Annotated in this window: 20 protein-coding genes; 8 read left to right on the forward strand and 12 right to left on the reverse strand. The window is 74.2% G+C overall.

Annotated features, from left to right (window positions below):
* Positions 1-106 precede the first annotated feature (106 nt).
* The gene (locus tag CLV28_RS11245) at positions 107-1,831 is read right to left on the reverse strand and encodes an ABC-F family ATP-binding cassette domain-containing protein (RefSeq protein ID WP_100423397.1); all 1,725 of its coding nucleotides are present in this window, start codon (positions 1,829-1,831) and stop codon (positions 107-109) included.
* Between the two features lie 167 nt (positions 1,832-1,998).
* Between CLV28_RS11245 and CLV28_RS16065 the strand changes: the two genes are divergently transcribed.
* The 3 genes from CLV28_RS16065 (at position 1,999) to CLV28_RS11265 (ending at position 3,984) form a co-directional block, all read left to right on the forward strand.
* Positions 1,999-2,331 (forward strand): toxin-antitoxin system YwqK family antitoxin, encoded by a 333-nt coding sequence (locus tag CLV28_RS16065; RefSeq protein WP_100423398.1) that lies wholly within the window; start codon positions 1,999-2,001, stop codon positions 2,329-2,331.
* 54 nt (positions 2,332-2,385) lie between these two features.
* The gene (locus tag CLV28_RS15565; RefSeq protein WP_157802617.1) at positions 2,386-3,273 is read left to right on the forward strand and encodes a hypothetical protein; all 888 of its coding nucleotides are present in this window, start codon (positions 2,386-2,388) and stop codon (positions 3,271-3,273) included.
* A gap of 99 nt (positions 3,274-3,372) precedes the next feature.
* Entirely contained in the window at positions 3,373-3,984 is a 612-nt protein-coding gene (locus tag CLV28_RS11265) for a 1-acyl-sn-glycerol-3-phosphate acyltransferase (protein ID WP_100423400.1), read from the forward strand.
* A gap of 9 nt (positions 3,985-3,993) precedes the next feature.
* Here CLV28_RS11265 and CLV28_RS11270 read toward each other — a convergent pair whose 3' ends face one another.
* The 4 genes from CLV28_RS11270 to CLV28_RS11285 form a co-directional block, all read right to left on the reverse strand.
* On the reverse strand, positions 3,994-4,554 hold the full coding sequence (locus tag CLV28_RS11270) for a GNAT family N-acetyltransferase (RefSeq protein ID WP_203968040.1): 561 nt from the start codon (positions 4,552-4,554) through the stop codon (positions 3,994-3,996).
* Positions 4,555-4,642: 88 nt separating this feature from the next.
* Positions 4,643-5,698 carry a phosphotriesterase family protein gene (locus CLV28_RS11275; protein ID WP_203968042.1) on the reverse strand — a complete coding sequence of 352 codons (1,056 nt, stop codon included), beginning with the start codon at positions 5,696-5,698 and terminating at the stop codon, positions 4,643-4,645.
* A complete protein-coding gene (locus tag CLV28_RS11280) occupies positions 5,695-6,909 on the reverse strand; it encodes an alanine racemase (RefSeq protein WP_100423402.1) in 1,215 nt (404 codons plus the stop codon). The genes CLV28_RS11275 and CLV28_RS11280 overlap by 4 nt, the downstream gene beginning before the upstream one ends.
* Before the next feature lie 69 nt (positions 6,910-6,978).
* Positions 6,979-7,914, reverse strand: a complete 936-nt coding sequence (locus tag CLV28_RS11285; protein ID WP_100423403.1) for an ROK family protein — start codon at positions 7,912-7,914, stop codon at positions 6,979-6,981.
* A 61-nt stretch (positions 7,915-7,975) separates the two neighbouring features.
* On the opposite strand from CLV28_RS11285, the gene CLV28_RS11290 reads away from it, so the two are divergent.
* The gene (locus CLV28_RS11290) at positions 7,976-9,199 is read left to right on the forward strand and encodes an ROK family transcriptional regulator (RefSeq protein ID WP_157802618.1); all 1,224 of its coding nucleotides are present in this window, start codon (positions 7,976-7,978) and stop codon (positions 9,197-9,199) included.
* 19 nt (positions 9,200-9,218) lie between these two features.
* On the opposite strand, the gene CLV28_RS11295 is transcribed toward CLV28_RS11290, so the two are convergent.
* Complete coding sequence (locus tag CLV28_RS11295) at positions 9,219-10,742, reverse strand: SulP family inorganic anion transporter (RefSeq protein ID WP_100423405.1); 1,524 nt, start codon at positions 10,740-10,742, stop codon at positions 9,219-9,221.
* Between the two features lie 202 nt (positions 10,743-10,944).
* Here CLV28_RS11295 and CLV28_RS11300 point away from each other — a divergent pair, with 202 nt between their 5' ends.
* From CLV28_RS11300 to CLV28_RS16225, 3 genes are all read left to right on the forward strand, one after another.
* A complete protein-coding gene (locus tag CLV28_RS11300) occupies positions 10,945-11,316 on the forward strand; it encodes a hypothetical protein (protein ID WP_100423406.1) in 372 nt (123 codons plus the stop codon).
* A 287-nt stretch (positions 11,317-11,603) separates the two neighbouring features.
* Complete coding sequence (locus CLV28_RS11305; protein ID WP_100423407.1) at positions 11,604-12,479, forward strand: lytic polysaccharide monooxygenase; 876 nt, start codon at positions 11,604-11,606, stop codon at positions 12,477-12,479.
* A 396-nt stretch (positions 12,480-12,875) separates the two neighbouring features.
* Positions 12,876-13,655 carry a lytic polysaccharide monooxygenase gene (locus CLV28_RS16225; RefSeq protein WP_100423408.1) on the forward strand — a complete coding sequence of 260 codons (780 nt, stop codon included), beginning with the start codon at positions 12,876-12,878 and terminating at the stop codon, positions 13,653-13,655.
* A gap of 84 nt (positions 13,656-13,739) precedes the next feature.
* Here the strand turns inward: CLV28_RS16225 and CLV28_RS11315 are convergent, their stop codons facing one another.
* The 6 genes from CLV28_RS11315 to CLV28_RS11340 all read right to left on the reverse strand — a co-directional run bounded on the left by CLV28_RS11315 (position 13,740) and on the right by CLV28_RS11340 (position 20,379).
* Entirely contained in the window at positions 13,740-14,399 is a 660-nt protein-coding gene (locus CLV28_RS11315; RefSeq protein ID WP_100423409.1) for a histidine phosphatase family protein, read from the reverse strand.
* Between the two features lie 79 nt (positions 14,400-14,478).
* Positions 14,479-14,835, reverse strand: coding sequence for an RNA-binding S4 domain-containing protein (locus tag CLV28_RS11320; RefSeq protein ID WP_100423410.1), 357 nt, complete (start codon positions 14,833-14,835; stop codon positions 14,479-14,481).
* A 4-nt stretch (positions 14,836-14,839) separates the two neighbouring features.
* Positions 14,840-17,209, reverse strand: coding sequence for a beta-xylosidase/alpha-l-arabinosidase (locus tag CLV28_RS11325; protein ID WP_100423411.1), 2,370 nt, complete (start codon positions 17,207-17,209; stop codon positions 14,840-14,842).
* Positions 17,206-18,102: a carbohydrate ABC transporter permease gene (locus tag CLV28_RS11330; protein WP_100423412.1), complete on the reverse strand. Its 897-nt coding sequence runs from the start codon at positions 18,100-18,102 to the stop codon at positions 17,206-17,208. The genes CLV28_RS11325 and CLV28_RS11330 overlap by 4 nt, the downstream gene beginning before the upstream one ends.
* Positions 18,099-19,091, reverse strand: a complete 993-nt coding sequence (locus CLV28_RS11335) for a carbohydrate ABC transporter permease (protein WP_203968043.1) — start codon at positions 19,089-19,091, stop codon at positions 18,099-18,101. The genes CLV28_RS11330 and CLV28_RS11335 overlap by 4 nt, the downstream gene beginning before the upstream one ends.
* A gap of 1 nt (position 19,092) precedes the next feature.
* A complete protein-coding gene (locus tag CLV28_RS11340) occupies positions 19,093-20,379 on the reverse strand; it encodes an extracellular solute-binding protein (protein WP_100423413.1) in 1,287 nt (428 codons plus the stop codon).
* Between the two features lie 164 nt (positions 20,380-20,543).
* On the opposite strand from CLV28_RS11340, the gene CLV28_RS11345 reads away from it, so the two are divergent.
* On the forward strand, positions 20,544-21,551 hold the full coding sequence (locus CLV28_RS11345; RefSeq protein ID WP_100423414.1) for a LacI family DNA-binding transcriptional regulator: 1,008 nt from the start codon (positions 20,544-20,546) through the stop codon (positions 21,549-21,551).
* Positions 21,552-21,598: the final 47 nt, after the last annotated feature.

Consider the following 21,598-nt stretch of genomic DNA (forward strand, 5'->3'; position numbering starts at 1 on the left):
CGGCCCGGTCCCGGGGCGCGTGCGGGGCGCGAGCACGCTCGGCGTCCCGCAGGCAGCATGCCGCACAGCGACGCCCTGCGCGCGACGGCGCGCGCTGCGGCCGCCCCTACCCCAGGCGCACGACCGATCCCGTCCACCGCCGCCGCAGCCAGCGGTCGTGCGACGCGACGACGACGGCGCCCGGCCACCCCTCGATCGCGGCCATGAGCTCGTCGGCGAGCGCCAGCGAGATGTGGTTCGTCGGCTCGTCGAGGAGCAGGACGTCGGGCGACTGGGTCACGAGCATCGCGAGCAGCACCCGCCGCCGCTGACCCACGCTGAGCGCGCCCACCGGACGGTCGAGGTCGCGCGGCGCGACGAGCCCGTGCGCGTCGACCCGTGCGTCGGCGACGTCGAGCGGGTCGACACCCGCGACGAGCGCGAGCAGCGTGCGCGGGGTGCGGGACTCGTCGCCGAGCCGCGGGTCCTGCTCGAGCAGACCGACGTGCACGCCACGCGCCGTCGCCGCGACCCCCTCGTCGGGCGCCAGGTCGCCCGCGAGCACGTGCAGCAGCGTGGACTTGCCCGCCCCGTTCGCCCCGGTCACGAGCAGACGGGCGCCCGCCGCGACGTCGAGCGACGCCACGCCCGAGGCCCGCATGTCGAGGCGGACGGCGCGACCGGCGTCCGCCCGCACGACGACGTCCCTGGCCCAGGCCACGACCGATCCCCCGGTCGATGACGCACCACGCGACGTCGCGCCGCGCGACGCGGGCGGGGCGAACCGCAGCGGCGCCGGGGGCTTGCGCACCTGCTCGGCCTCGAGCGTGTCCAGGCGCAGCCGCGCGTTGCGCACGCGCCGCGAGATCTGCTGCTGCACGTCGTTGCCCTTGACCCCGTACGCCATGGTGTCGTTGTCGCGGCGGCGGCCGTAGCCGAGCTCGCGCGCCGTGGTCGCGACCGACCGGCGCAGCCCCGCGAGCTCCTCCTGCTCGGCGGCGAACCGCTGCTCCCAGCGCTCGCGCTCGACACGCTTGGCGTCGAGGAAGTCGCTGTACCCGCCGCCGTACACCGTGAGGCCGGTGCGCCCCGCGGACGTCGCCGCCTGGGTCGGGTCGAGATCCACGATCTCGGTGCACACCTCGTCGAGGAACACCCGGTCGTGGCTCGCGAGCAGCACGGCCCCGGGCAGCGCCCGCAGCGCCGTGGCGAGGAACTCGGCGGCGTCGTCGTCGAGGTGGTTGGTCGGCTCGTCGAGCAGCAGCGCGCCCGGCTGCCGGATCAGCAGTGCGGCGAGCCCGAGGCGCGTGCGCTGACCCCCGGACATCCGGGCGACGGGGCGCTCGCGGTCGACACCGTCGAGTCCGAGCCCGGCGAGCGTGCGGGCCGCGCGGACGTCGGCCGACCACACGTCGGCCTGCTCGGCGCGCGCGAGGGCGAGGTCGAACGCGTCGGCCGCGTCCTGACCGGCACCGTCGGGTCCGTCGCCGGTGAGCGCCGCACCGGCCCGCTCGAGGTCCGCCTCGAGGGCGCGCACGTGCGCGAGCGCGTCCTCGACGAGGTCGCCGACCGTCGTCGTCGCCGCGTACGGGAGCTCCTGGTGCAGGTAGCCGAGGTCCGGGGGGCGGACGACGTCCCCGCCGTCCGCGTCCTCGAGGCCTGCGACGAGCCGCAGGAGCGTCGACTTGCCGACGCCGTTCTCGCCGACGAGGCCGGCACGGTGGCCGGGGTCGACCGTGAGGTCGACGCCGCGCAGCACGCTGCGGCCGTCGTAGGACTTCGCGAGGTCGTGCACCGCGAGGGTGGGTGCGCCGTCGTGCGGTGCGGAGGATGCGAGGGGGTGGACTGACAAAAGAGGTCACCTGCCGGGTGTGGGCGCGGCGACGGGGTCGCGGCGCGGCGTTCGGGGGCCGGGGCAGGTCAGTTCCACATGATGGTCCGAGCCTACGCCCGTGCCGGACGGCGCGTCACGGCGTTTTCACCGCGCGCTGCGTCACACCCGTCGGCGACCATGGGGGCGTGAACACCGGACCCACGGGCAGCACACCTCCCGGACGCTCGCCCGGCCGTGCGTCTCCCGAGCCCAGCGGCCACGGCGGCCACGGCACCGAGCCGCGCCCGGACGACCCGGACCACGCCGGCCTGCACGAGCACGTCGAGCGGCACCGCGACGGCAGCGTGCGCGGACGCGGGCCGATGGACGGCGAGATCCCGCACGGGTACTGGGAGTGGTTCCGCCTCGACGGCACGCTCATGCGCTCGGGGACGTTCGACCACGGCGTGCAGGTCGGCGACTGGACGACGTACGACCGCGCGGGCGTGCCGCACAAGGTCACGCGCATGCGCGGCTGACGTCGCGACCGTCTGCCGCTGCAAGAACAGGTTGCCTGGGGCACCGTGGTGGACATGTCTCGACCCGACCGCCGCCGGCACCGCATCCAGAACGAGAGCCAGAGCCAGGACCAGCGACGCGCACGCAGGACACCGCGACCCGTGGTCGCCGTCGCGGCGCTCCTGCTCGTCGCGACCGCTGCGTGCGGCACGGACGCGAGCCCGCCCTCGAGCGCATCCCCGCCCCCGAGCTCGACGAGCTCCACCACGAGCACCTCGCCCAGCACGGCACCCGAGGCGAGCCAGACCTCGGGCGCCGGTGCGACGGGCGCCGACGCGGGCTGCGCGCCCGGCGGCGACGGGACTCCTGCGGGGGCGGGCGCAGCCCCCGTGGTCGACGTCGACGGCGACGGCGCGCCCGACACCGCGTGGATCACCCCGGGTGCGGACCGCCGCATCGGCGTCACGACCGCGTCCGGCGCGACGTTCTCGGCACCGATCCGCACCGCGAGCCCCGTGCCCGCGAGCGCCGTCGTGAACGTGGTCGCGACCGCGGGCGGCAGCGCGGGCATGTCGAGCGCCCCGATCGTGCTCGTCGACGTCGGGCGGGAGACGCTGCTGTTCTCGCTCGCCGCGTGCGCGGTCACGCCGACGGTCGACGACCGGGGCGACCAGTACCGGTTCGACCTCGGCTTCGCGGGCCACGGGACGGGCGTGGGGTGCACCGAGCAGGACGGCGCGCTGCACCTCGCCGGCCTGCTCGCGACGTCCGAGGGGGACGGCTACGCCGTGACCCGGACCATGATCGACCTCTCGGCGGACGCGACCCACGCCACGAACGGGGCGAGCGACACGGTCGCGACGGACGCCGCGTCGTCCGACCCCGTGGTCACCACCGCCCAGGAGACGAGCTGCGGCGACCTCGTGGCGGGCACCGACGGACCGGTCGAGCCGCGGTCCTGAGCCGACCCCGGGTATCGTTGCCCGACCCTGCCGTCGTCGTGCGTCACGCGCGTCGCCGGACCGACCGTCCCCCGGACGGCCCGAGCCCTGGAGACCCCCGTGATCCGACGCCTCGTCGCCCGCACCTACTGGCGGGTCAGCCGGTGGACCCTCGTCCACGAGGCCGAGCCCGTGACGGGCCCGCGCCTGCTGATCGGCGCCCCGCACACGTCGAACTGGGACTTCTGGTTCATGCTCGCGATCGGCTGGGAGGCGGGCCTGAAGTTCCGCTGGCTCGGCAAGCACACCCTGTTCACCGGGTGGCGCGGGCCGATCATGCGCGCGCTCGGCGGGATCCCCGTCGACCGCCGCGACCCGTCGAGCGTGGTCGCGGACGTGCTCGAGCGCGTGCGCTCGGGCGAGGTGTTCTCGCTCGTGGTGACCCCGGAGGGGACGCGGGGCGCGGGCTCGCACTGGAAGTCGGGCTTCTACCGGGTCGCGCGCGAGGCGGGGCTGCCCGTGACGCTCGGGTTCGTGGACCGCACGACCATGACGACCGGACTGGGCGTGACGCTCGACCTCACGGGCGACGTCGCGGCCGACATGGACGCGGTCCGCGCGTTCTACGCCGACAAGTCGGGGTTCCACCCTGCGCTGCGCACCGAGCCGCGGCTGCGCGACGAGACCGGCGAGCAGGCCACGGGCGACCCGACGGCGGGCCCGACCACCTGAGTCCCTGCGCTACGGCGCCCGCAGGTGCTTCTGCAGGATCGCGGTGTCGAGCACCTCGCCGCGCTTGACCCCGACGCCCGTGAGCACGCCGACCGCCTCGAAGCCGAGGCTCTCGTGCAGGCGACGCGACGCCGGCGACGCCCCGGAGCTGATCACGGCGACGGCCTCGCGCGCCCCGGCCGCGGCCGCGCTGTCGAGGACTGGCTCGAGCAGGCGGCGTCCGAGGCCGTGCCCAGCGACGTCGGCCGCGACGTAGATGCTCGTCTCGACCGTGAACCGGTAGGCGGGGCGGGGCCGCCACCACCCGACGTACGCGTACCCGACCACGACGTCGTCGGCGTCGACGGCGACGAGGAACGGCCAGCCCTGCGCGAGCGTCGAGGCGTGCCGCTCGCGCCAGAACTCGATGCCGGGCGCGACCTCCTCGAACGTCGCGGTGCTCTCGGCGACGTAGTGCGCGTAGACCGCGGCGACTCCGGGCAGGTCGTCACCGGTCGCAGGGCGGACGACGTAGCCGTCGTCGGTCTGCAGGGCGGGGTCGTGGGTGTGCGGGGTGTCGTCCGTGTCCACGACGCCATCCTGCCAAACACGTCCTGCCGAACGCGCCCTGCCGTGCCCGCCGGGCCGAGTCTGCCGTGCAAGGACGCTGCTCGCGGCCTCAGACCGCGAGGAGCCGCGCCGGGGTCGTCGTGAGCATGGTCTCGAACGCATCCTCACCGACGCCGCGCTCGCGCAGCATCGCCGCGAACGGCCCGGTCAGGTACCCGTACCCCCACACGCCGTGCGTGCCGGGGTTGAGCGAGACCTCCTCGCCCGTGAGGTCCTGCGCGAGCAGCACGCGCTCGCCGTACCCCTCGGCGACGAGGGCCGCGACCCGGTCCGCGCGCGTGACGTCGGAGCGGTGGTAGGCGTCCTTGAGCATCGGCCCGTCGGGCAGGTCGGCCGGCAGCGGCTCGACCCGGAAGTCCCACAGCTGCTTGCCGATCGTGTCGAACGCGACGTGCACGCCCGTGTCGAGCACGCGCCGCACGTAGTCCGTGTCGGGGTGGGTGTCCATGTGCCCGATCACGACGCGCGCCAGGTCGACCCCCTCGGAGCGCAGCAGCTCGACCTGCTCGAGCGCCATCGTGCCGTGCGTCGTGTGCGTGACGAGCGCAAGACCGGTCTCGGCGTGGGCGCGGGCCGCGGCACGAAGACACTTCTCCTCGTGAGCGGTGATCACGTCGAGACCGGTCGCCTGCTCCCCCAGCACTCCGGCACGGACCCCAGTGCCCGCGATGCCCCGAGCAGCGTCGCGGACGAACCGTGCCGTCATGTCGTCGAGGCTCGCCTCGACCGTCCACACGGGGCTGAACGACTCGAGGTACACGGCGGTTCCCGTGACCACGTGCACGCCCGCGCGCCGTGAGATCTCCTGCAGCCGGACGACGTTCTCGCCCCGCTCGTCGCGCCCGACCACGCCGTAGGGGCTGAGGTCGACCACCGTGCCGACCCCGGCCGCGCGGGCCCCGCGCAGCGCCCCGACGGCACGCTCGACCTGGTCCTCGGCGATCAGCGCGGGGTCGTCCCCGCCTCCGCTGAGCCAGGCACCGGGCGTGAGCGAGAGCAGGTGCTCGTGGTGCAGCACCCGCCCGAGGTCGGACGCCGGCACCGGGCCGAGCACGGTCTGCACAGTCCCGGCGACCGAGGCCGCGTCGTCCGCCTCGATGCTCACGGGCGCCGTCCGACGAACCCGCCGAGCACCGGGGTTCCCTCGGCGGTCCAGACGCCCGCGAGCTGCGGGTTCCCGGACGCGACTCCCGTGATCCCGGCCGTGAAGGCCCGGGTCACGAACGCCTGCGACCTGAACCCCAGCACGACGGTGTCGCCCGACGCCGCGGTGCCGCGTGCCTGGTCGAGCTGGCCGTAGTAGTCGATGGCCTCGCGCGGCGGGAGCGTCGCGTCGAGCCTGGCGAGCCCGTCGGGGTCGCTCCCGACGAGGCCCTGCACCTGGTACGTGGGGAAGACCGGGTCGACGTAGAGCCCACCTCCGAAGAAGTACGCGCGCCCGCCGTGGTGGTGGCTGACCTCGCTCACGTACACCGCTGCCGGGACCTCGGGCAGGTCGTCGTCGCCCGTCGTCGTCGCGTGCCACGGAGTGCTGCCGGTCAGGGCGTGCCCAGGCTCGACGTGCGTCACGCCGACCTCGGCGAGCGCCGCGAGAGTGCGGGTCGACGTCGTCCCGGGTCCGTTGACGACGACATCGGCGCGTCCCGCGCCCTGCAGCCGGGCGACGGCCCTCTCGAGCGTCGCCAGGTTGTGGGTGCGACGCACCGCGTTGCGCTCACGGTCGAACAGCAGCGCGGGGAAGGTCGTGAGGCCGGCGAACCGCGCGCCGTCGAGCGCGTCGAGGCGGTCGGCGACCTCGAGCACGTCCTCGGCCGCGAACCCGCCCTCGTGCCCCGCGTAGAACTCGTCGCCGCCCGCGTGGACGCGCGCGACGAGCCGCTGCTCGAGCCCGAGCCGGGCCGCGGCGGCGGCGGCCTCGCGGGCCTTGTGCTCGCTGAACACCGTCCACTCGCGCGGGGTCATCGCGGCGGCCTCGTCGGCCTCGCCGCGCGGCACCTGGACGAGGTGGCCCACGTGCCCGAGCGGCATGCCCGCCCGGAACGTCGCGCGGGCGCACGCCATGTCGACCGCGACGCTCGCCCCGATCCCCGCGTCGCGCACCGTACGCGTGACGTCGGGGTTGCGGCCGAGCTGCTTGAGCATCGCGTACGGCGTGAGCCCGAGGCGCCGCGCCTCGGCGGCGATGCCGGCGGCGTTGGCGCCGATCGCGTCGAGGTCGTACGCGTAGGTGTTCGCCGGCAACGCGCCCTGCTGGTGCAGGGACACGGCGGCCGCGACGAGCGCGGGGTTGCGGCGCTCGACGACGTCGAGGAACACGGGGCCTCCAGCGGGTGCGGTCGATCCGGTCGATGACCGGGGTGGTCGGGGGGTCGGACGACGGCCGGCTCAGCCCTGCCGTGCGGGCTCGGCGAGGCGGTGGCGGGCGAGCTCGTCGAGCGCGAGCGCGACCGCGCCGTGCAGCGAGGCGTCGCGCACGTGGTGGGCGAGGCGCACGGCGGGCGGGAACGGCACCCGGCGGCGCACCTCGGCGTCGACCACGGGCAGGATCGTGGGCACGGCGGCCGCCATCCCGCCGCCGATCGCCACGACCGCGGGGTCGGCGAAGGTCGAGAGGTTCGCGACGGCGGTCGCGAGCACCGCGACCGCGTGCTGCACGAGGGAGCCCACGACCGGGTCGTCGCTCGCGAAGATCGTCGCGGCGTCGGCCTCGACGCCCACGAGCGCGGAGATGCGGCGCGCCATGGGTCCTCCGCCGACGACGTCCTCGAGGGGCGCGGTGCCGAGCGGCGTCGTGGCGCTGTCCCCCGGGACGAGGTAGCCGATCTCGCCCGCGGCGCGGTGCGCGCCGCGGACCACGTCACCGCCGACGACGAGCGCGGACGACAGGCCCGTGCCGAGGTTCACGTAGATGCCCGGGTCGGCACCGACGAGGCTGCCCGAGCGCGCCTCGGCGAGCGCGGCGGCGTGCACGTCGTTCCAGACCGCGATCGGGGGCACGTCGAGCGCCTCGCCGAGCACGGCGCCGAGCGGCACCCGGTCCCATCCGGGCATGGTCGGCACGAGCAGCACGCGGCCGTCCTGCACGACGCCGGGGCTCACGACGGCGTGCGCCCCGACCTCGAGGTCCACCGCCGCGGCGGCGGCCCGCAGCTCACGGACGACGCGGGCGATGCGTTCGACCGCCTGCTCGGGGCCGTCCGCGGCGCGCGTGTCGAGGCGGCGGCGTTCGAGCATCTCCCCGGAGGCGTCGACGAGGGCCAGGTCGACCTTGGTGCCCCCGATGTCGATCGCGACAGCACCGACCCCTGTATCCCACGTCATAGTTAGGAGTATTTAATAACTCGAGGAGAAATGTCAACCTTCGCCCCCTATGCTTGCGGGCGTGAACACGGGGGACACGACGACGATCAACCTGCCTGCGGCGACACGCGCCCCCGTGGCGGCGGTCGGGCCGACCATGATGCGCACCACGAACCAACGCGTGATCCTCGACCTGCTCTACGCGCGCGGCGCCTCGACCCGCCCCCAGCTCGCACGCCTCGCCGGGCTCTCGCAGCCCACGATCCTCGCGGCGCTCGCCGGCCTCGTCGCCGACGGCCTCGTGCGCGAGGCCGGCCGCCCCGAGGCGGGCATCGGCCGCCCCGCACAGCTCTACGAGGCCGACCCCGCCGCGGGCTGCGCCCTCGGCATCGACGTCGGACGCCGCTGGATCCGTCTCGCGCTGTGCGACCTCGCCGGCACGCAGCTCGCGCGCGCCGACGTCGCGAACCCGGCCACGACGTCGTCCGACCTCGTCGACGCGATCGCGGGCGCGTCGTCCGCGCTCCTGGCGGAGGCCGGGATCGACGGCCCGCCCACGCACACCGCGATCGCCGCCCCGGGCGTGTTCGAGAAGTCGCGGCGCGCGGTCAAGTACGCGGACAACGTGCCGGAGTGGCAGCGGCCCGGCCTCGCGGACGCCCTGCGCGAGCACGTCGGCAGCGCGATCACGATCGAGAACGACGCCAACCTCGCGGCCGTCGCGGAGCACGTCCAGGGCGCCGGCGTCGGTGCCTCGCACCTGGCCTACCTGCACGTGGGATCGGGCATCGGCCTCGGGATCGTCGTCGACGGCGAGATCTACCACGGCGCGAGCGGCGCGGCGGGCGAGATCGCCTACCTGCCGATCGGCGTCGACCCCGACGACGCGGTCGCCCCCGCGCGCGGCCTGCTCGAGGAGCGGGCCGCGGCCGACTCGGTCGCGCGGTACGCGGTCGCGGCCGGGATGCCCGCCGACGTGAGCTCGGCCGACGTGTTCGCCGCGGCCCGGGCCGGGGACGGCCGCGCGCTCGTCGCGGTGCGCACCGAGGCGCACCAGCTCGCGTCGGTCGTCGCCGCCATCAGCGCGTTCCTCGACCCCGAGCTCATCCTCGTGGGCGGCGGCGTCGGGCAGAACCTCGACCTGCTGCAGCCCGCGCTCGAGGAGCGCGTCGCCGCGCTGACGCCGCTGCGCACGCCGCTCGCCGCCGCGACGCTCGGCGAGGAGTCGATCCTGCGGGGCGCGCTCGTCACGGGTCTGCGGGCCGCGCGCGAGTCCGCCTACACGGGGCGCACCGGCCGCTCCTGAACCAGGGCCGGGTCGGCGGTCAGTGCCCGGCGCCCAGGTTCCCCGCGAGCCGCTCGTGCCGCGCCGCCGAGTCGGGGTTCAGCCCCCGGATCGTCACGGTCTTGCCCTTGCTCGCGTACTTGTGCGTGATCGCGTCGAGGGTCGCGACCGTCGAGGCGTCCCACACGTGCGCCTCGCTCATGTCGATCACGACCTCGTCCGGGTCGCCCGCGTAGTCGAACTGGTAGACGAGGTCGTTGGACGAGGCGAAGAACAGCTCGCCCGTGACCGTGTACACGCGGCGGCCCTGCGGGTCGTCGACCCGACGCACCGACGTGAAGTGCGCGACGCGCTGCACGAACAGCACCGAGGCGACGAGCACCCCGACGACCACCCCGATCGCGAGGTTGCTGGTCGCGACGGTGACGACGACCGTGACGACCATGACCGCGGTCTCGGACCGCGGCATGCGCCGCAGCGTCGACGGCCGCACCGAGTGCCAGTCGAACGTGCCGACCGAGACCATGATCATGACCGCGACGAGCGCGGCCATCGGGATCACCGCGACCACGTCACCCAGCCCGACCACGAGGATCAGCAGGAACACGCCCGCGAGGAACGTCGAGATCCGGGTGCGCGCGCCCGAGACCTTGGTGTTGATCATCGTCTGGCCGATCATCGCGCAGCCGCCCATGCCGCCGAAGAACCCGGTGATGATGTTCGCCGCACCCTGGCCCCACGCCTCGCGCGTCTTGTTCGAGTGCGTGTCCGTGACGTCGTCGACGAGCTTGGCCGTCATGAGCGACTCCATGAGCCCGACGAGCGCCATGCCGACCGCGTACGGGCCGATGATCGTGAGCGTCTCGAGCGTGAGCGGCACGTCGGGCAGCAGCAGCGAGGGCAGCGAGTCGGGCAGGCTGCCCTCGTCGCCGACGGTAGGCACGCTCATCCCGGTCGCCACGACCGCGACCGTGACGAGCACGATCGCGACGAGCGGCGCGGGCACGACGGTCGTGAGCCGCGGCAGGTAGACGATGATCGCGAGCGCGACCGCGACCATCGGGTACACGAGCCACGGCACGCCGAGCAGCTGCGGGAGCTGCGCGGTGAAGATGAGGATCGCGAGCGCGTTGACGAACCCGACCATGACCGAGCGCGGGACGAACCGCATGAGCTTGGTGACGCCGAGGAGCGCGAGCACGATCTGGATGACCCCGCCCAGCAGCACCGTCGCGATCAGGTAGTCGTACCCGTGCTCCTTCATGACCGGCGCGACGACGAGCGCGATCGCACCGGTCGCGGCCGAGATCATCGCGGGCCTGCCGCCGAGGAACGCGATCGAGACCGCCATCGTGAACGACGCGAACAGCCCGACGCGCGGGTCGACACCCGCGATGATCGAGAAGCTGATCGCCTCGGGGATCAGCGCGAGCGCGACCACGAGGCCCGCGAGCACCTCGGTGCGCAGGCGTCGCGGCGAGCGCAGCGCGGCGCGGACCGAGCTCGTGGCGTCGGCCTCGGGGACGATGGGGGCCGTGGGCCCGGAGGGCACGGGGGTGGGCACAGGGGGATCCGTTCGGTCGGGCTCTGGGGTGCGAGGGATGCGAGGGATGCCTCGGTTCGCGGGTGGCGACGCACGCGGCACGGGCCGCGTCCCCGGCCACGAGTGTAACGATCCGGTGCACTTCACCCGCCTGCGATGGCACGGTCCCGGGGTTCGCGTTCTCATGGACAGCAGGGAGATCCAGACCTTCGAGGGGGTTCCCGTGACCCGGACCATCGTGACCGCATCGCTCGTCGCCGTCCTCGGCGGCGCGCTCGTGGGAACCCTCGCCGCGCTGTGGCAGCCGTGGCTCGCCCTCGCCGCCCTGGTCCTGCTCGCCGCCGCCGCGGTCGTCCTCGCGGTCCGGCTCGACCGCGTCCTGCGGCACGAGGAGCGGTCGGCGCGGGTCGTCGCGCTGCGCGGCCGGTGGCACGCGGTCACCGCCCGCGCGGACGACGCGGACGTCGTCCCGCTCACGACCGACCCGGTGCCGGCGGACGACTCGTCCCCGGCTGCGGCGTCCGCCCGCATCGACCTGCACCCCGCGGCCGCGCCGCTCGCCGAGCCCTCGCTCGCGATGCGCCGGGGCGCCTGAGGCCCGACGCCCCTACGGGTTCTCCACACGCTCGCGCGCGCCCCTGCGACACCCCCGCGACCTGCGCCGTCGCCGCCACGCGGACGTCGCGGCATACCTTGCGGCGTGTCGTGCCGAATCGACCTCTCAACCTGGGCATACGTGGAATTCCGTACGCGATAGGCACCATTGAGGACGAGCCGGGCGCGCCGGTACCGTCGCGACGTTCTACCGAGCGTGGCCGTGCGGGGGCCGTGACCCGTCAGGGGGAGGCGTCCGTGGGCCACGGACACAGAGAGAGAGCCCTCATGACCAGCACGACCACCAACCGGTCGTTCGCGACCCGCGCCCGCACTGCGGCGATCGCGCTCGCGCTCGCCGTCGGCGGCGCCATCGTGGCCCCCGTCGCGCTCGCGCCGTCCGCCGACGCGCACGGGTGGATCACGTCGCCCCCGAGCCGCCAGGACAACTGCGCGCAGAGCCGCACCTCGTTCGACTGCGGCGAGATCAAGTACGAGCCGCAGAGCGTCGAGGCCCCCAAGGGCTCGATGCAGTGCTCGGGCGGCAGCGCCTACGCGATCCTCGACGACAACAGCAAGCCGTGGCCCCGCACGCCCACGGGCCGCGACGTCACCTTCCAGTGGAAGCTCACCGCGAACCACGCGACGAGCGTCTGGGAGTACTTCGTCGACGGTCAGCTGTTCGCGACCTACGACCAGAAGGGCCAGCAGCCGCCCAAGGACATCAGCCACACCGTCAAGGGCCTGCCGACCGGCAACCACACGATCCTTGCGCGCTGGAGCGTCGCGGACACGCCCATGGCGTTCTACAACTGCGTCGACATCACCGTGACCGCGGGCGGCACCGACCCGGGCACGCCGACCCCGACCCCGACGGCGACCGCCACCGCGACGGCCACGCCGACCGCCACCGCGACGGCCACGCCGACCGCCACGGCGACGGCCACGCCGAAGCCGACCGCGACCGCGACGGCCACGCCGACCGCGACCGCGACGTCCAACCCCGGCACCTGCACCGCCCCGGCCTGGGCCGCGAGCGGCGTGTACGTCGGTGGCGACAAGGTGAGCCACGCCGGCCACCAGTGGCAGGCCAAGTGGTGGAACACCAACGACGCCCCGGCCGCGAGCCAGTGGGGCGTGTGGACGGACCTCGGCGCCTGCTGAGTCCCCCCACCCCGAACGTCGGCCCCGTCGCACCAGCGGCGGGGCCGTCGTCGTCCCCGGGCGGCGGGGAGACCCGCAAGGGCGGACGACGCGGGGCGGGATCCGTACGGGATTCCCGCAGTTCTTCACCCGCTCCCCCGACGCCCCGCGACCCCCGGACCGGCCCGTCGTGCGGAGCGGCGCGCGCTGACCTGCGACGACGCCGGTCACGCACGCGACGTCCGACCGCGTAGGAGGTCTCCCGTACGCGAACCGCACGATGGTGACAACTCGGGCACCGCCGTAGGTTCGAGAACGTTCCTCTCGAAGTACGTCGCCGGGCGCACCGCCCGCTGACGCACCGGCCGTGGCCCGGCCGCACGACGCCAGGCCACCCGACACAAGGATGTGTGACAGATGACGAGCACCATCGCCGCGCGAACGCGCGGGTCTCGGGCGAGAGCAGGTCTCCTCGCCCTCGTCCTGGGTCTCGGGGCGGCGCTCGCCGCTCCCGTGGCCCTCGCCCCGAGCGCCGACGCGCACGGGTGGATCACCTCGCCCCCCAGCCGGCAGGACAACTGCGCCACCGGGCGCACGTCGTTCGACTGCGGGGGCATCAAGTACGAGCCGCAGAGCGTCGAGGCCCCCAAGGGCTCGATGAAGTGTTCCGGCGGCAGCGGGTTCGACATCCTCGACGACAACAGCAAGCCGTGGCCCCGGACCAAGACGGGGTCGACCGTGACGTTCCAGTGGAAGCTCACCGCGGCGCACAACACGAGCACGTGGGAGTACTTCGTCGACGGCCAGCCGTTCAAGACGTTCAGCCAGGGCGGGGCCCAGCCGCCGTCGAACATCTCGCACACCCTCACGGGCCTGCCCCAGGGCAACCACACCATCCTGGCCCGGTGGAACGTGTCGAACACCGTGAACGCGTTCTACAACTGCGTCGACATCACCGTCGGCTCGGGCGGGACCGACCCGGGCAACCCGGACCCGACCGCCACCGTGACCGCGACGCCGACCGCGACGTCCAACCCGGGTGCGTGCACCTCGGCCGCGTGGTCCTCGACCGGCGTCTACACCGGCGGGGCCAAGGTCTCGCACGCCGGCCACGAGTGGCAGGCCAAGTGGTGGACGCAGGGCGACACCCCGACGGCGAGCGCCTGGGGCGTGTGGAAGGACCTCGGCGCCTGCTGACCAGGTGAGCCGAGCACGACCGGCACGGGCCGGAGAACGGTGCGCACGGGAGACCCCCGGCGTCGGCCTCCGGCCCGTTCCGCGTCAGGACTCGTGGATGTTCCACCCGGCGAGCACGTGCCGGTCGCGCTCGTACGACAGCGTGCTCACGGCCGCGGTCGCGAGCGCGAACCGCGACCCGTCGATGGGCGCCTGCTCGAGCCACACGGCGGTGAGCACACGCAGCAGGTGCCCGTGCGCGACGAGCAGCACGTCGCCGCCGTCACGCAGCACCGGCTCGATCCGTGACACGACCGCGCGGGCGCGGCGTCCGACGTCCTCGACCGTCTCCCCCTGCGGGACGCCGGGGGCGGGGCCGGGCCCGGCGTCCGCGGCCCGGGACGCGGCACGCCCCGGCGCGACGGGCACGTCGACGCCGTGCGCCCAGATGTCCCAGTCGTACCCGAGCTCGTCGCGCACCTCCGCGGTCGAGAGCCCCTCGACGGGGCCGTAGTCCCACTCCGCGAGGTCCGGGTCGACGTCGTACCCGGTCAGGCCCGCGAGGTCGGCCGTGCTGCGCGCCCGCGCGAACGGGCTCACGACGCAGCGCGCGAACTCCCGCCCCGCGAGCACCCGGCCCGCGGCCCGCGCCTGCTCCTCGCCCTCGGGCGTGAGCGGGAGGTCCGTGCGGCCCGTGTGGCGGCCGTCGCGGCTCCACGCCGTCTGGCCGTGACGAAGCAGCAGGGCACGTCCGAAGTCGGTCATGCGACCACTGTGCCCCGGTGAGCAAGCCCCCGCGAGCGAGCCCCCGTGTTCGAGCCCGCGCGAACCGCAGGGCGACCGGTCAGTCGCGCCCGCGCAGCCGGTCGATCTCGCGGCGCTCGCGCTTGGTCGGCCGGCCCGCCCCGCGGTCGCGCATGCCGACCGCGGCCCGCTCGACCCGGGTGGGCGGCGGCGGGCTGTGGTCGAGGTAGCACCGCACCGCCTCGGGCGCGCCGACGCGCTTGGCGACGAGCCCGACGACCTCGATCACGCGCTCGCGGTCCGGGTCGCGGTACGTGACCGTGTCGCCGGGCTTGACCTGCGTGGCCGGCTTGGCCCGCGTGCCGTTGACCTTGACGTGGCCAGCACGGCACTCGGCCGTCGAGATCGAACGGCTCTTGCGGAGCCGTACCGCCCACAGCCAGGTGTCCACGCGCATCGCCCTACTGTGCCACGGCCCGTGCCTCGACCGGGCGGACGGTGACGTCGCACCGCCGGGCGTCCGCGGGCGTGACCTCGTAGGTCTCGCCGACGACGACGGTCGCGGCCTCGGTCTCGCGCGTGGCGCAGTCCGGGCCGACCCAGAGCTCGACGTCGCCGGGCTCGACCACGCGCACCATGCGCGCGTCCGAGAACGCGAGGCGCGTCGTGGGCACCGCGAGGTCGACGACCGCCGACTCCCCCGGGCCGAGCGCCACGCGCGCGTAGCCGAGCAGCTGCGCGACCGGCCGCACGACCGACCCGACGACGTCGCGCGCGTAGAGCTGCACCACGTCGGTGCCCTCGCGGTCGCCCGTGTTGGTCACGCGCACGCTCGCGTGCAGCGTGCCGCCCGCCTCGACGGTCGCGTCGACCTCGAGCGCGTCGCGCACGAACGTCGTGTACCCGAGCCCGTGCCCGAACGGCAGCGCGGGGGTCGAGTCGGTGCTCGTGACCTCGCTCGGGCCGCCGAGCCGCGGGTGCAGGTACGAGTAGGGCTGCGCCCCCGCCGAGCGCGGCAGCGAGACCGGCAGCCGACCCGAGGGGTTGACGGCGCCCGAGAGCACGCGTGCGATCGCGGTGCCGCCCTCCTCGCCGGGGAAGAACGCCTGCAGCACCGCGCCCTGCCCGAGCAGCGGACCGACGGCGTAGGGGCGGCCCGTGAGCAGCACGACCACGGTCGGCGTGCCCGTCGCGCGCACGGCCTCGACGAGCTCGGCCTGCACGCCGGGCAGCTCGAGGCTCTCGGAGTCGTTGCCCTCGCCGACGGTGCCGCGGCCGAACAGCCCGGCCTGGTCGCCCAGCACGAGCACCGCGACGTCCGCGGCGCGCGCGTCGGCGACCGCCGCGGCGAACCCGGAACGGTCGTCGCCCTCGACCTCGCAGCCGGCGGCGAGCGTGAGCTCGGCGTCCGGGAGCTCGCGCCGCAGCGCCTCGAGCACCGTGGGCATCTCGACGCCCAGCGGCGTGCCGGGGTGGTGCGCGAGCACGTGGTTCGCGAACGAGTAGCAGCCGAGCAGCGCCTCGGCGCGGTCCGCGTTCGGGCCGATCACCGCGACCCGGGCGGGCGTCGGGCGGCCCGGACCGGCGAGCGGGAGCACGCCGTCGTTCGCGAGCAGCACGAGCGACTCCTCGGCCAGCCGACGCGCGACGTCACGGTGCCCGGCGGGGTCGAGGTCGACGTCGTGCGGGGGCTCGCCCTCGAACGTCTCGTCGAGCAGACCGAGCTCCTCCTTCTGGGCGAGCGCGCGCAGCACCGCCCGGTCGACGAGCGACTCGTCGACGAGGCCCGCGCGCACGCGCTCGGCGAGCGGCGCGAGGTACGCGTCGCCCGTGGGCAGCTCGACGTCGACCCCCGCGGCGAGCGCGAGCGCCGCGGCCTCGCCGAGGTCGGCCGCGACGCCGTGCATGACGTGCAGGAACGCGACCCCGAAGTAGTCGGCCACGACCGTGCCCTCGAAGCCCCAGCGCCCGCGCAGCAGGTCGGTGAGGTAGTCCGCGTTCGCGGCCATGGGCACGCCGTCGACGTCCGCGTACGAGTGCATGACCGAGCGCGCGCCGCCGTCGAGCAGCGCCATCTCGAACGGCGGCAGCAGCACGTCCGCGAGCTCGCGGGGCCCCGCCGAGACGGGCGCGTGGTTGCGGCCCGCGCGCGAGGCCGAGTAGCCGACGAAGTGCTTGAGCGTCGCGTGCACGCCCGCGCCCTGGAGGCCCTCGACGTACGCCGTACCGATCGTGCCGACCACGTACGGGTCCTCCGCGATGCACTCGTCGACGCGCCCCCAGCGGGGGTCGCGCACCACGTCGAGCACGGGCGCGAGCCCCTGGTGCACGCCGAGCCGCCGCATCGAGTCGCCGATCAGTGCGCCGGTCTCGCGCACGAGCGCGGGGTCGAACGACGCGCCCCAGGCGAGCGGCGTCGGGAACGCCGCGGCCTTCCACGCCGCGAGCCCCGTGAGGCACTCCTCGTGCACGAGCGCGGGGATGCCCGCCCGCGTGCCGGTCACGAGCCGACGCTGCTCGGCCCACAGCCAGGCCGCGCGCTCGATGGGCTCGACCGGTCGCGTCCCGTAGACCCGGGTGAAGTGGCCGATGCCGTGCTCGGTGACCTCCTCGAGCCTGCCCGAGGTCGCGGTCATCTCGCCCTGCATCGGGGCGACGACCTCGCCGCCCTGGTCGATCCAGTAGCCCACGAGCTGCGCGAGCTTCTCCTCGAGGGTCAGGGACGCGGCGAGCTCGCGCACGCGCGCCGAGGCCCAGGGCACGAGGTCTGTCGGCAGGGCGTTGATCAGATCCGTCACGGGATCCCTCCTTCGTGGTGCACGGTGGGTCATCCCTTCACGGCTCCCTGGAGGCCGTTGACGATGCGCTTCTGCATCGCCAGGAAGAAGACGAGGGCGGGGATCATCGCGAGCGTCGTGAACGCGAAGACCCCGGCGGTGTCGGCGGAGTGCTCGGACGAGAAGTCGGCGACTCCCAGCGGGAGCGTCTTCATGTCGCCCTGGAGCAGCAGCAGGGGCAGCAGGTACGCGTTCCACGAGCCGACGAACGCGAGCACGCCGACGGTGACCATCCCGGGGCCGGACAACGGCACGAGGATGCGCCAGAAGAACCCGATGCGGGTCGCGCCGTCGAGCAGCGCGGCCTCCTCGATCTCCGTCGGCAGCGCCATGAGGAACGGCCGCAGGATCACCACGGTCATGGGCAGCGCGAACGCGGCCTGCGGGAGCGCGACGCCCCACCAGGTGTTGCCCAGGTCGAGGTCCTGCGAGACGAGGATGAACAGCGGGATGATCGCGACCGTCGCGGGGAACAGCAGCCCCATGACGAACACGAGGAACAGCTGCTCGCGCCCGCGGAACCGGTACCGCGCGAGCGGGTAGGCGGCCATCATGCCGAACACGACGACGACGGTCGTGGTGATCAGCGCGATCACGGTCGAGTTGAGCGTGTACTGCCAGAAGCTCGGGTTGCTCAGCACGCCCGTGTAGTTGGTCAGCACCCACGGGTCGGGCAGGCCGGCCGGGTCGTCGGCGAGCTGGGCGTTGGTGCGGAACCCGCCGAGCACGCCGTAGAGCACGGGCCCGAGGGTCAGCGCGACGACGACGAGCGCGATCGCGTACACGAGGGGCGACCCGCCCGGGTACCGCCGGGTGCGGCGGGTCGGGGGCGTCGTCCGCTCCTCGTGGCCCGCGACCGGGGCGGGGCTGTGCGTCATGGTGCTCATCGCGTGGCCTTCTTCCGTGCGGTCGGTTCGGCGACGTCACGACGCAGCACGAACCGCTGGTACGTCAGCGCGAGCACGAGGGCGATGACGAACAGGATCACGGACGCCGCGGCCGCGGTCCCGTAGTTGTGGCGCTTGGTGCCCTCGGTGATGAGGAACGTCGCCATGGTCGTGGTCGCGTTGGCCGGACCGCCCTTGGTGAGGATCCAGACCATGTCGAAGAGCTGGAGCGAGCCGATCATCGACAGGAACATCCAGGTGCGGATCGTCGGCCCGAGCAGCGGGATCGTGATGCGGCGCTGGACCTGCCACCACGAGGCGCCGTCGATCTGCGCGGCCTCGTGGAGCTCGTCGGGCACGCCCTGGAGGCCGGCGAGGAAGAGGATCACCGCGAGCCCGAGGTACTTCCAGGTCAGGACGACGATCACGGTGCCGAGCGCGTACTCGGGGGTGCCGAGCCAGCCCTGCGCGGGCCCCTCGAGGCCGATCGACGCGAGCATCGTGTCGACCACGCCGTACTGCGGCTGGAGCAGCTGGAACCACACGACGCCCGCGATGACCTCGGCGAGCACGTACGGCACGAAGATGATGGTCCGCAGGAGGCCCTGGCCCCACATCTTGCGGTTGAGCAGCAGCGCGATCGCGAGGCCGAGCGGGAGCTGGAGCACGATCGACATCACGACGATCACGAGGTTGTGCACGACCGCGTCGGTGAAGACCTCGTTCTGCAGCACGAGCGCGTAGTTCTTGAGCCCGACGAAGTCGACGAGCGGGCCGAAGCCCTTCCAGCGGTAGAACGAGAACTGCACGGCCTTGACGATCGGCCAGACCACGAAGAACAGGAACAGCAGGAGCGCGGGCCCCACGAAGAACAGGATCTCGAGGCGCATGCGCACGCTCGCGCTGCGTCCCCGCCGGGCGGGCCCGGAGGCCGCCGGGCGCGCGGTCGCGCGCTCGACGGCCTCCGGGGACCGGACGTCGTGGGTCACGTCACATCTCCGCGTCGGCGGCCGCCTGGGTCGCGTCCACGACGTCCTGCGGCGTGGCCTGACCGGCGAACATGAGCGCGATCGCGTCGTTCATCGCGCCGCCCACGGACGGGCCGAACGCGGTGTCGAAGTAGAGCTGGACGTACGGCGCCGAGTCACGCACCTCGAGCAGCTGCGCGAGCGACGGGTCCGAGACGTACTGCGACGCGGTCGCGTTGGTGGGCAGGCCCATGTCGAGCTCGGCGAAGCGCTTCTGCACGTCGTCCGAGAGGAGGTACTGGACGAAGTCCACGGCCTCGTCGGGCGCGTCCTGCGACACGGCCCACGCGTCGCCGCCGCCCAGGGCGGCGTCCTGCGCGCCCTCGCCGCCGTCGATCTCCGGGAACGGGAACCAGCCGGTGTCGTCGCCGAGGCCCTGCTCGTCCTCGGTCAGGCCCTGCATGACGCCGGGCTCCCAGTGGCCGGCGAGCTCCATCGCGACCTTGCCGGTCGCGAGCAGGCCCGACGCGCTCGTGGGGCCGGACTGCGCGGGCGTCGAGAGGAACCCGGGGTTGAACGGCTCGGTCCCGACGAGCTCCTCGAGGTCCTCGCCCGCCCGCACGAAGCAGGGGTCCGAGAAGTCGAGCGTGCCGACCGCGTCCGAGAGCACGTCCTGCGAGCACTCCCGCATCGCGTAGTAGTACCAGTAGTGCGCGGCGGGCCACTTGTCGCCCGCGCCGACCGAGATCGGGTCGATGCCCGCGGCCTTGAGCTTGGTCACCGCGTCGTCGAGCTCGGCCTGCGTCGTCGGCGGGGTGTCGATCCCGGCCTCGGCGAACAGCGACTTGTTGTACCAGAACCCGACGACGCCGAGCGAGAACGGCAGGCCGTAGGTGTGCCCGTCGACCTGCCAGCCGGCGACCGAGCCGCCGAGCTTGTCGATCGTGTCGCCCGCGACGTCGGTGAGGTCCTTGGTCAGGCCGGCCTCGACGTGGTCGGCGAGCTCGCCGCCGCCGCGCTCCATGTAGACCGAGGGCGCGTCGCCGCTCTGGAACGCGGCGTCGAGCTTGGTCAGCATGTCCTCGTGCTGCATGGCGCTGACCTCGACGGTCACGCCGGGGTGGTCGGCCTCGAACTCCGCGGCGACGTCGTCGTAGAAGTCCTTGCCCTCACCGGTGTTCGAGTTGTGCCACCAGGTGATGGTGACGTCGCCGTCCGCGGACGGGTCGTCGCCGCTGCTGCTGCAGCCGGCGAGCAGTGCGGCGCTGGCGGCGATCGCGACGGTCGTCGCGAGGCGGGTCGGCCTCATGGTCGGTCTCCTCGGTCGTCTTTGACTGGACGCCCGCAGTCTGTCCGGCGCGGAGAGTGCGTGTCAATCGATTTCGATAACGATTTCGACACCTGCGCCGAACCCGTTGCCCGAGGCGGCGGACGACGCACGACGCGGCCTCGTCGCGCCGGTACAGTCGACGCGTGGAACCCACCGGGAGAGTCACCATCGGCGACGTCGCGCGGGTCGCGGGCGTCTCGACCGCGACCGTCTCGAAGGTCATCAACGAGCGGTACGGCGTCGCGCCCGCCACGTCGCAGCGCGTCATGTCGGTCATCGCCGAGCTCGGCTACGAGTCGTCGCTCGTCGCGCGCAGCCTGCGCTCGAGCCGCACCAACGTCATCGGGATCCTCGTCGCCGAGTTCGAGCCCTTCAGCACCGAGCTGCTCAAGGGCATCTCCGACGCCGTCGCGGGCACCGGGTACGAGCTCCTCGCCTACTCCGCGGGCGGGCGCCCCGGGCAGGACGTCGGCTGGGAGCAGCGCTACCTCTCGCGCCTGAGCGGCACGCTCATCGACGGCGCGATCCTCGTGACCCCGACCGTCGTCAACCCGAACCCCGGCATCCCCGTCGTCGCCGTCGACCCGCACACCGGCCCGCAGGGACCGCCCACGGTCGACTCCGACAACCTCGCCGGCGCGCTGCTCGCCACGACCCACCTGCTCGACCTCGGCCACCGGCGCATCGGGTTCCTCGGCGGCCGCGAGGACCTCGAGAGCTCGCGGCTGCGCGAGCAGGGCTACCGGGACGCGCTCGCCGCCGCGGGCGTCCCCGTCGACCCGGCGCTCGTGCGCGTCGGCGGCTACCGCGCCGAGACGGCCGACCACCCCCTGCACGAGCTGCTGGCCCTGCCCGACCGACCCACCGCCGTCTTCGCCGCGAACGACCTCACCGCCATCCGCGCCGTCGAGGTCGCCACCGGTCTCGGTCTCGACGTGCCCGGCGACCTGAGCGTCGTCGGCTTCGACAACGTGCCCGAGTCCGCGCTGTGCGTGCCCCCGCTCACGACCGTCGCGCAGCCGCTGCGCCGCATGGGCGCCGAGGCCCTGCGCCTGCTGCTCGACCTGCTCGCGGGCACGCCCCGCGACCCGCACGTGCGGCTCGAGACGTCGCTCGTGCGCCGCGGCAGCACCGCCCCGCCGCGGGCCTGAGCGCGCGGGCCCGTCGGGGCTGAGCGCGCGGGCCCGCCGGGCCTGTA

This window comes from Sediminihabitans luteus, assembly GCF_002797595.1.
Classification (GTDB): Bacteria; Actinomycetota; Actinomycetes; order Actinomycetales; family Cellulomonadaceae; genus Paraoerskovia; species Paraoerskovia lutea.

Coding starts and splice junctions, on each gene's coding strand:
- CLV28_RS15565 (WP_157802617.1), top strand. CDS start 2,386: ATGTCTCGACCCGACCGCCGCCGGCACCGCATCCAGAACGAGAGCCAG.
- CLV28_RS11285 (WP_100423403.1), bottom strand. CDS start 7,914: ATGACGTGGGATACAGGGGTCGGTGCTGTCGCGATCGACATCGGGGGC.
- CLV28_RS11305 (WP_100423407.1), top strand. CDS start 11,604: ATGACCAGCACGACCACCAACCGGTCGTTCGCGACCCGCGCCCGCACT.
- CLV28_RS16225 (WP_100423408.1), top strand. CDS start 12,876: ATGACGAGCACCATCGCCGCGCGAACGCGCGGGTCTCGGGCGAGAGCA.
- CLV28_RS11315 (WP_100423409.1), bottom strand. CDS start 14,399: ATGACCGACTTCGGACGTGCCCTGCTGCTTCGTCACGGCCAGACGGCG.
- CLV28_RS11320 (WP_100423410.1), bottom strand. CDS start 14,835: ATGCGCGTGGACACCTGGCTGTGGGCGGTACGGCTCCGCAAGAGCCGT.
- CLV28_RS11325 (WP_100423411.1), bottom strand. CDS start 17,209: ATGACCCACCGTGCACCACGAAGGAGGGATCCCGTGACGGATCTGATC.
- CLV28_RS11330 (WP_100423412.1), bottom strand. CDS start 18,102: ATGAGCACCATGACGCACAGCCCCGCCCCGGTCGCGGGCCACGAGGAG.
- CLV28_RS11340 (WP_100423413.1), bottom strand. CDS start 20,379: ATGAGGCCGACCCGCCTCGCGACGACCGTCGCGATCGCCGCCAGCGCC.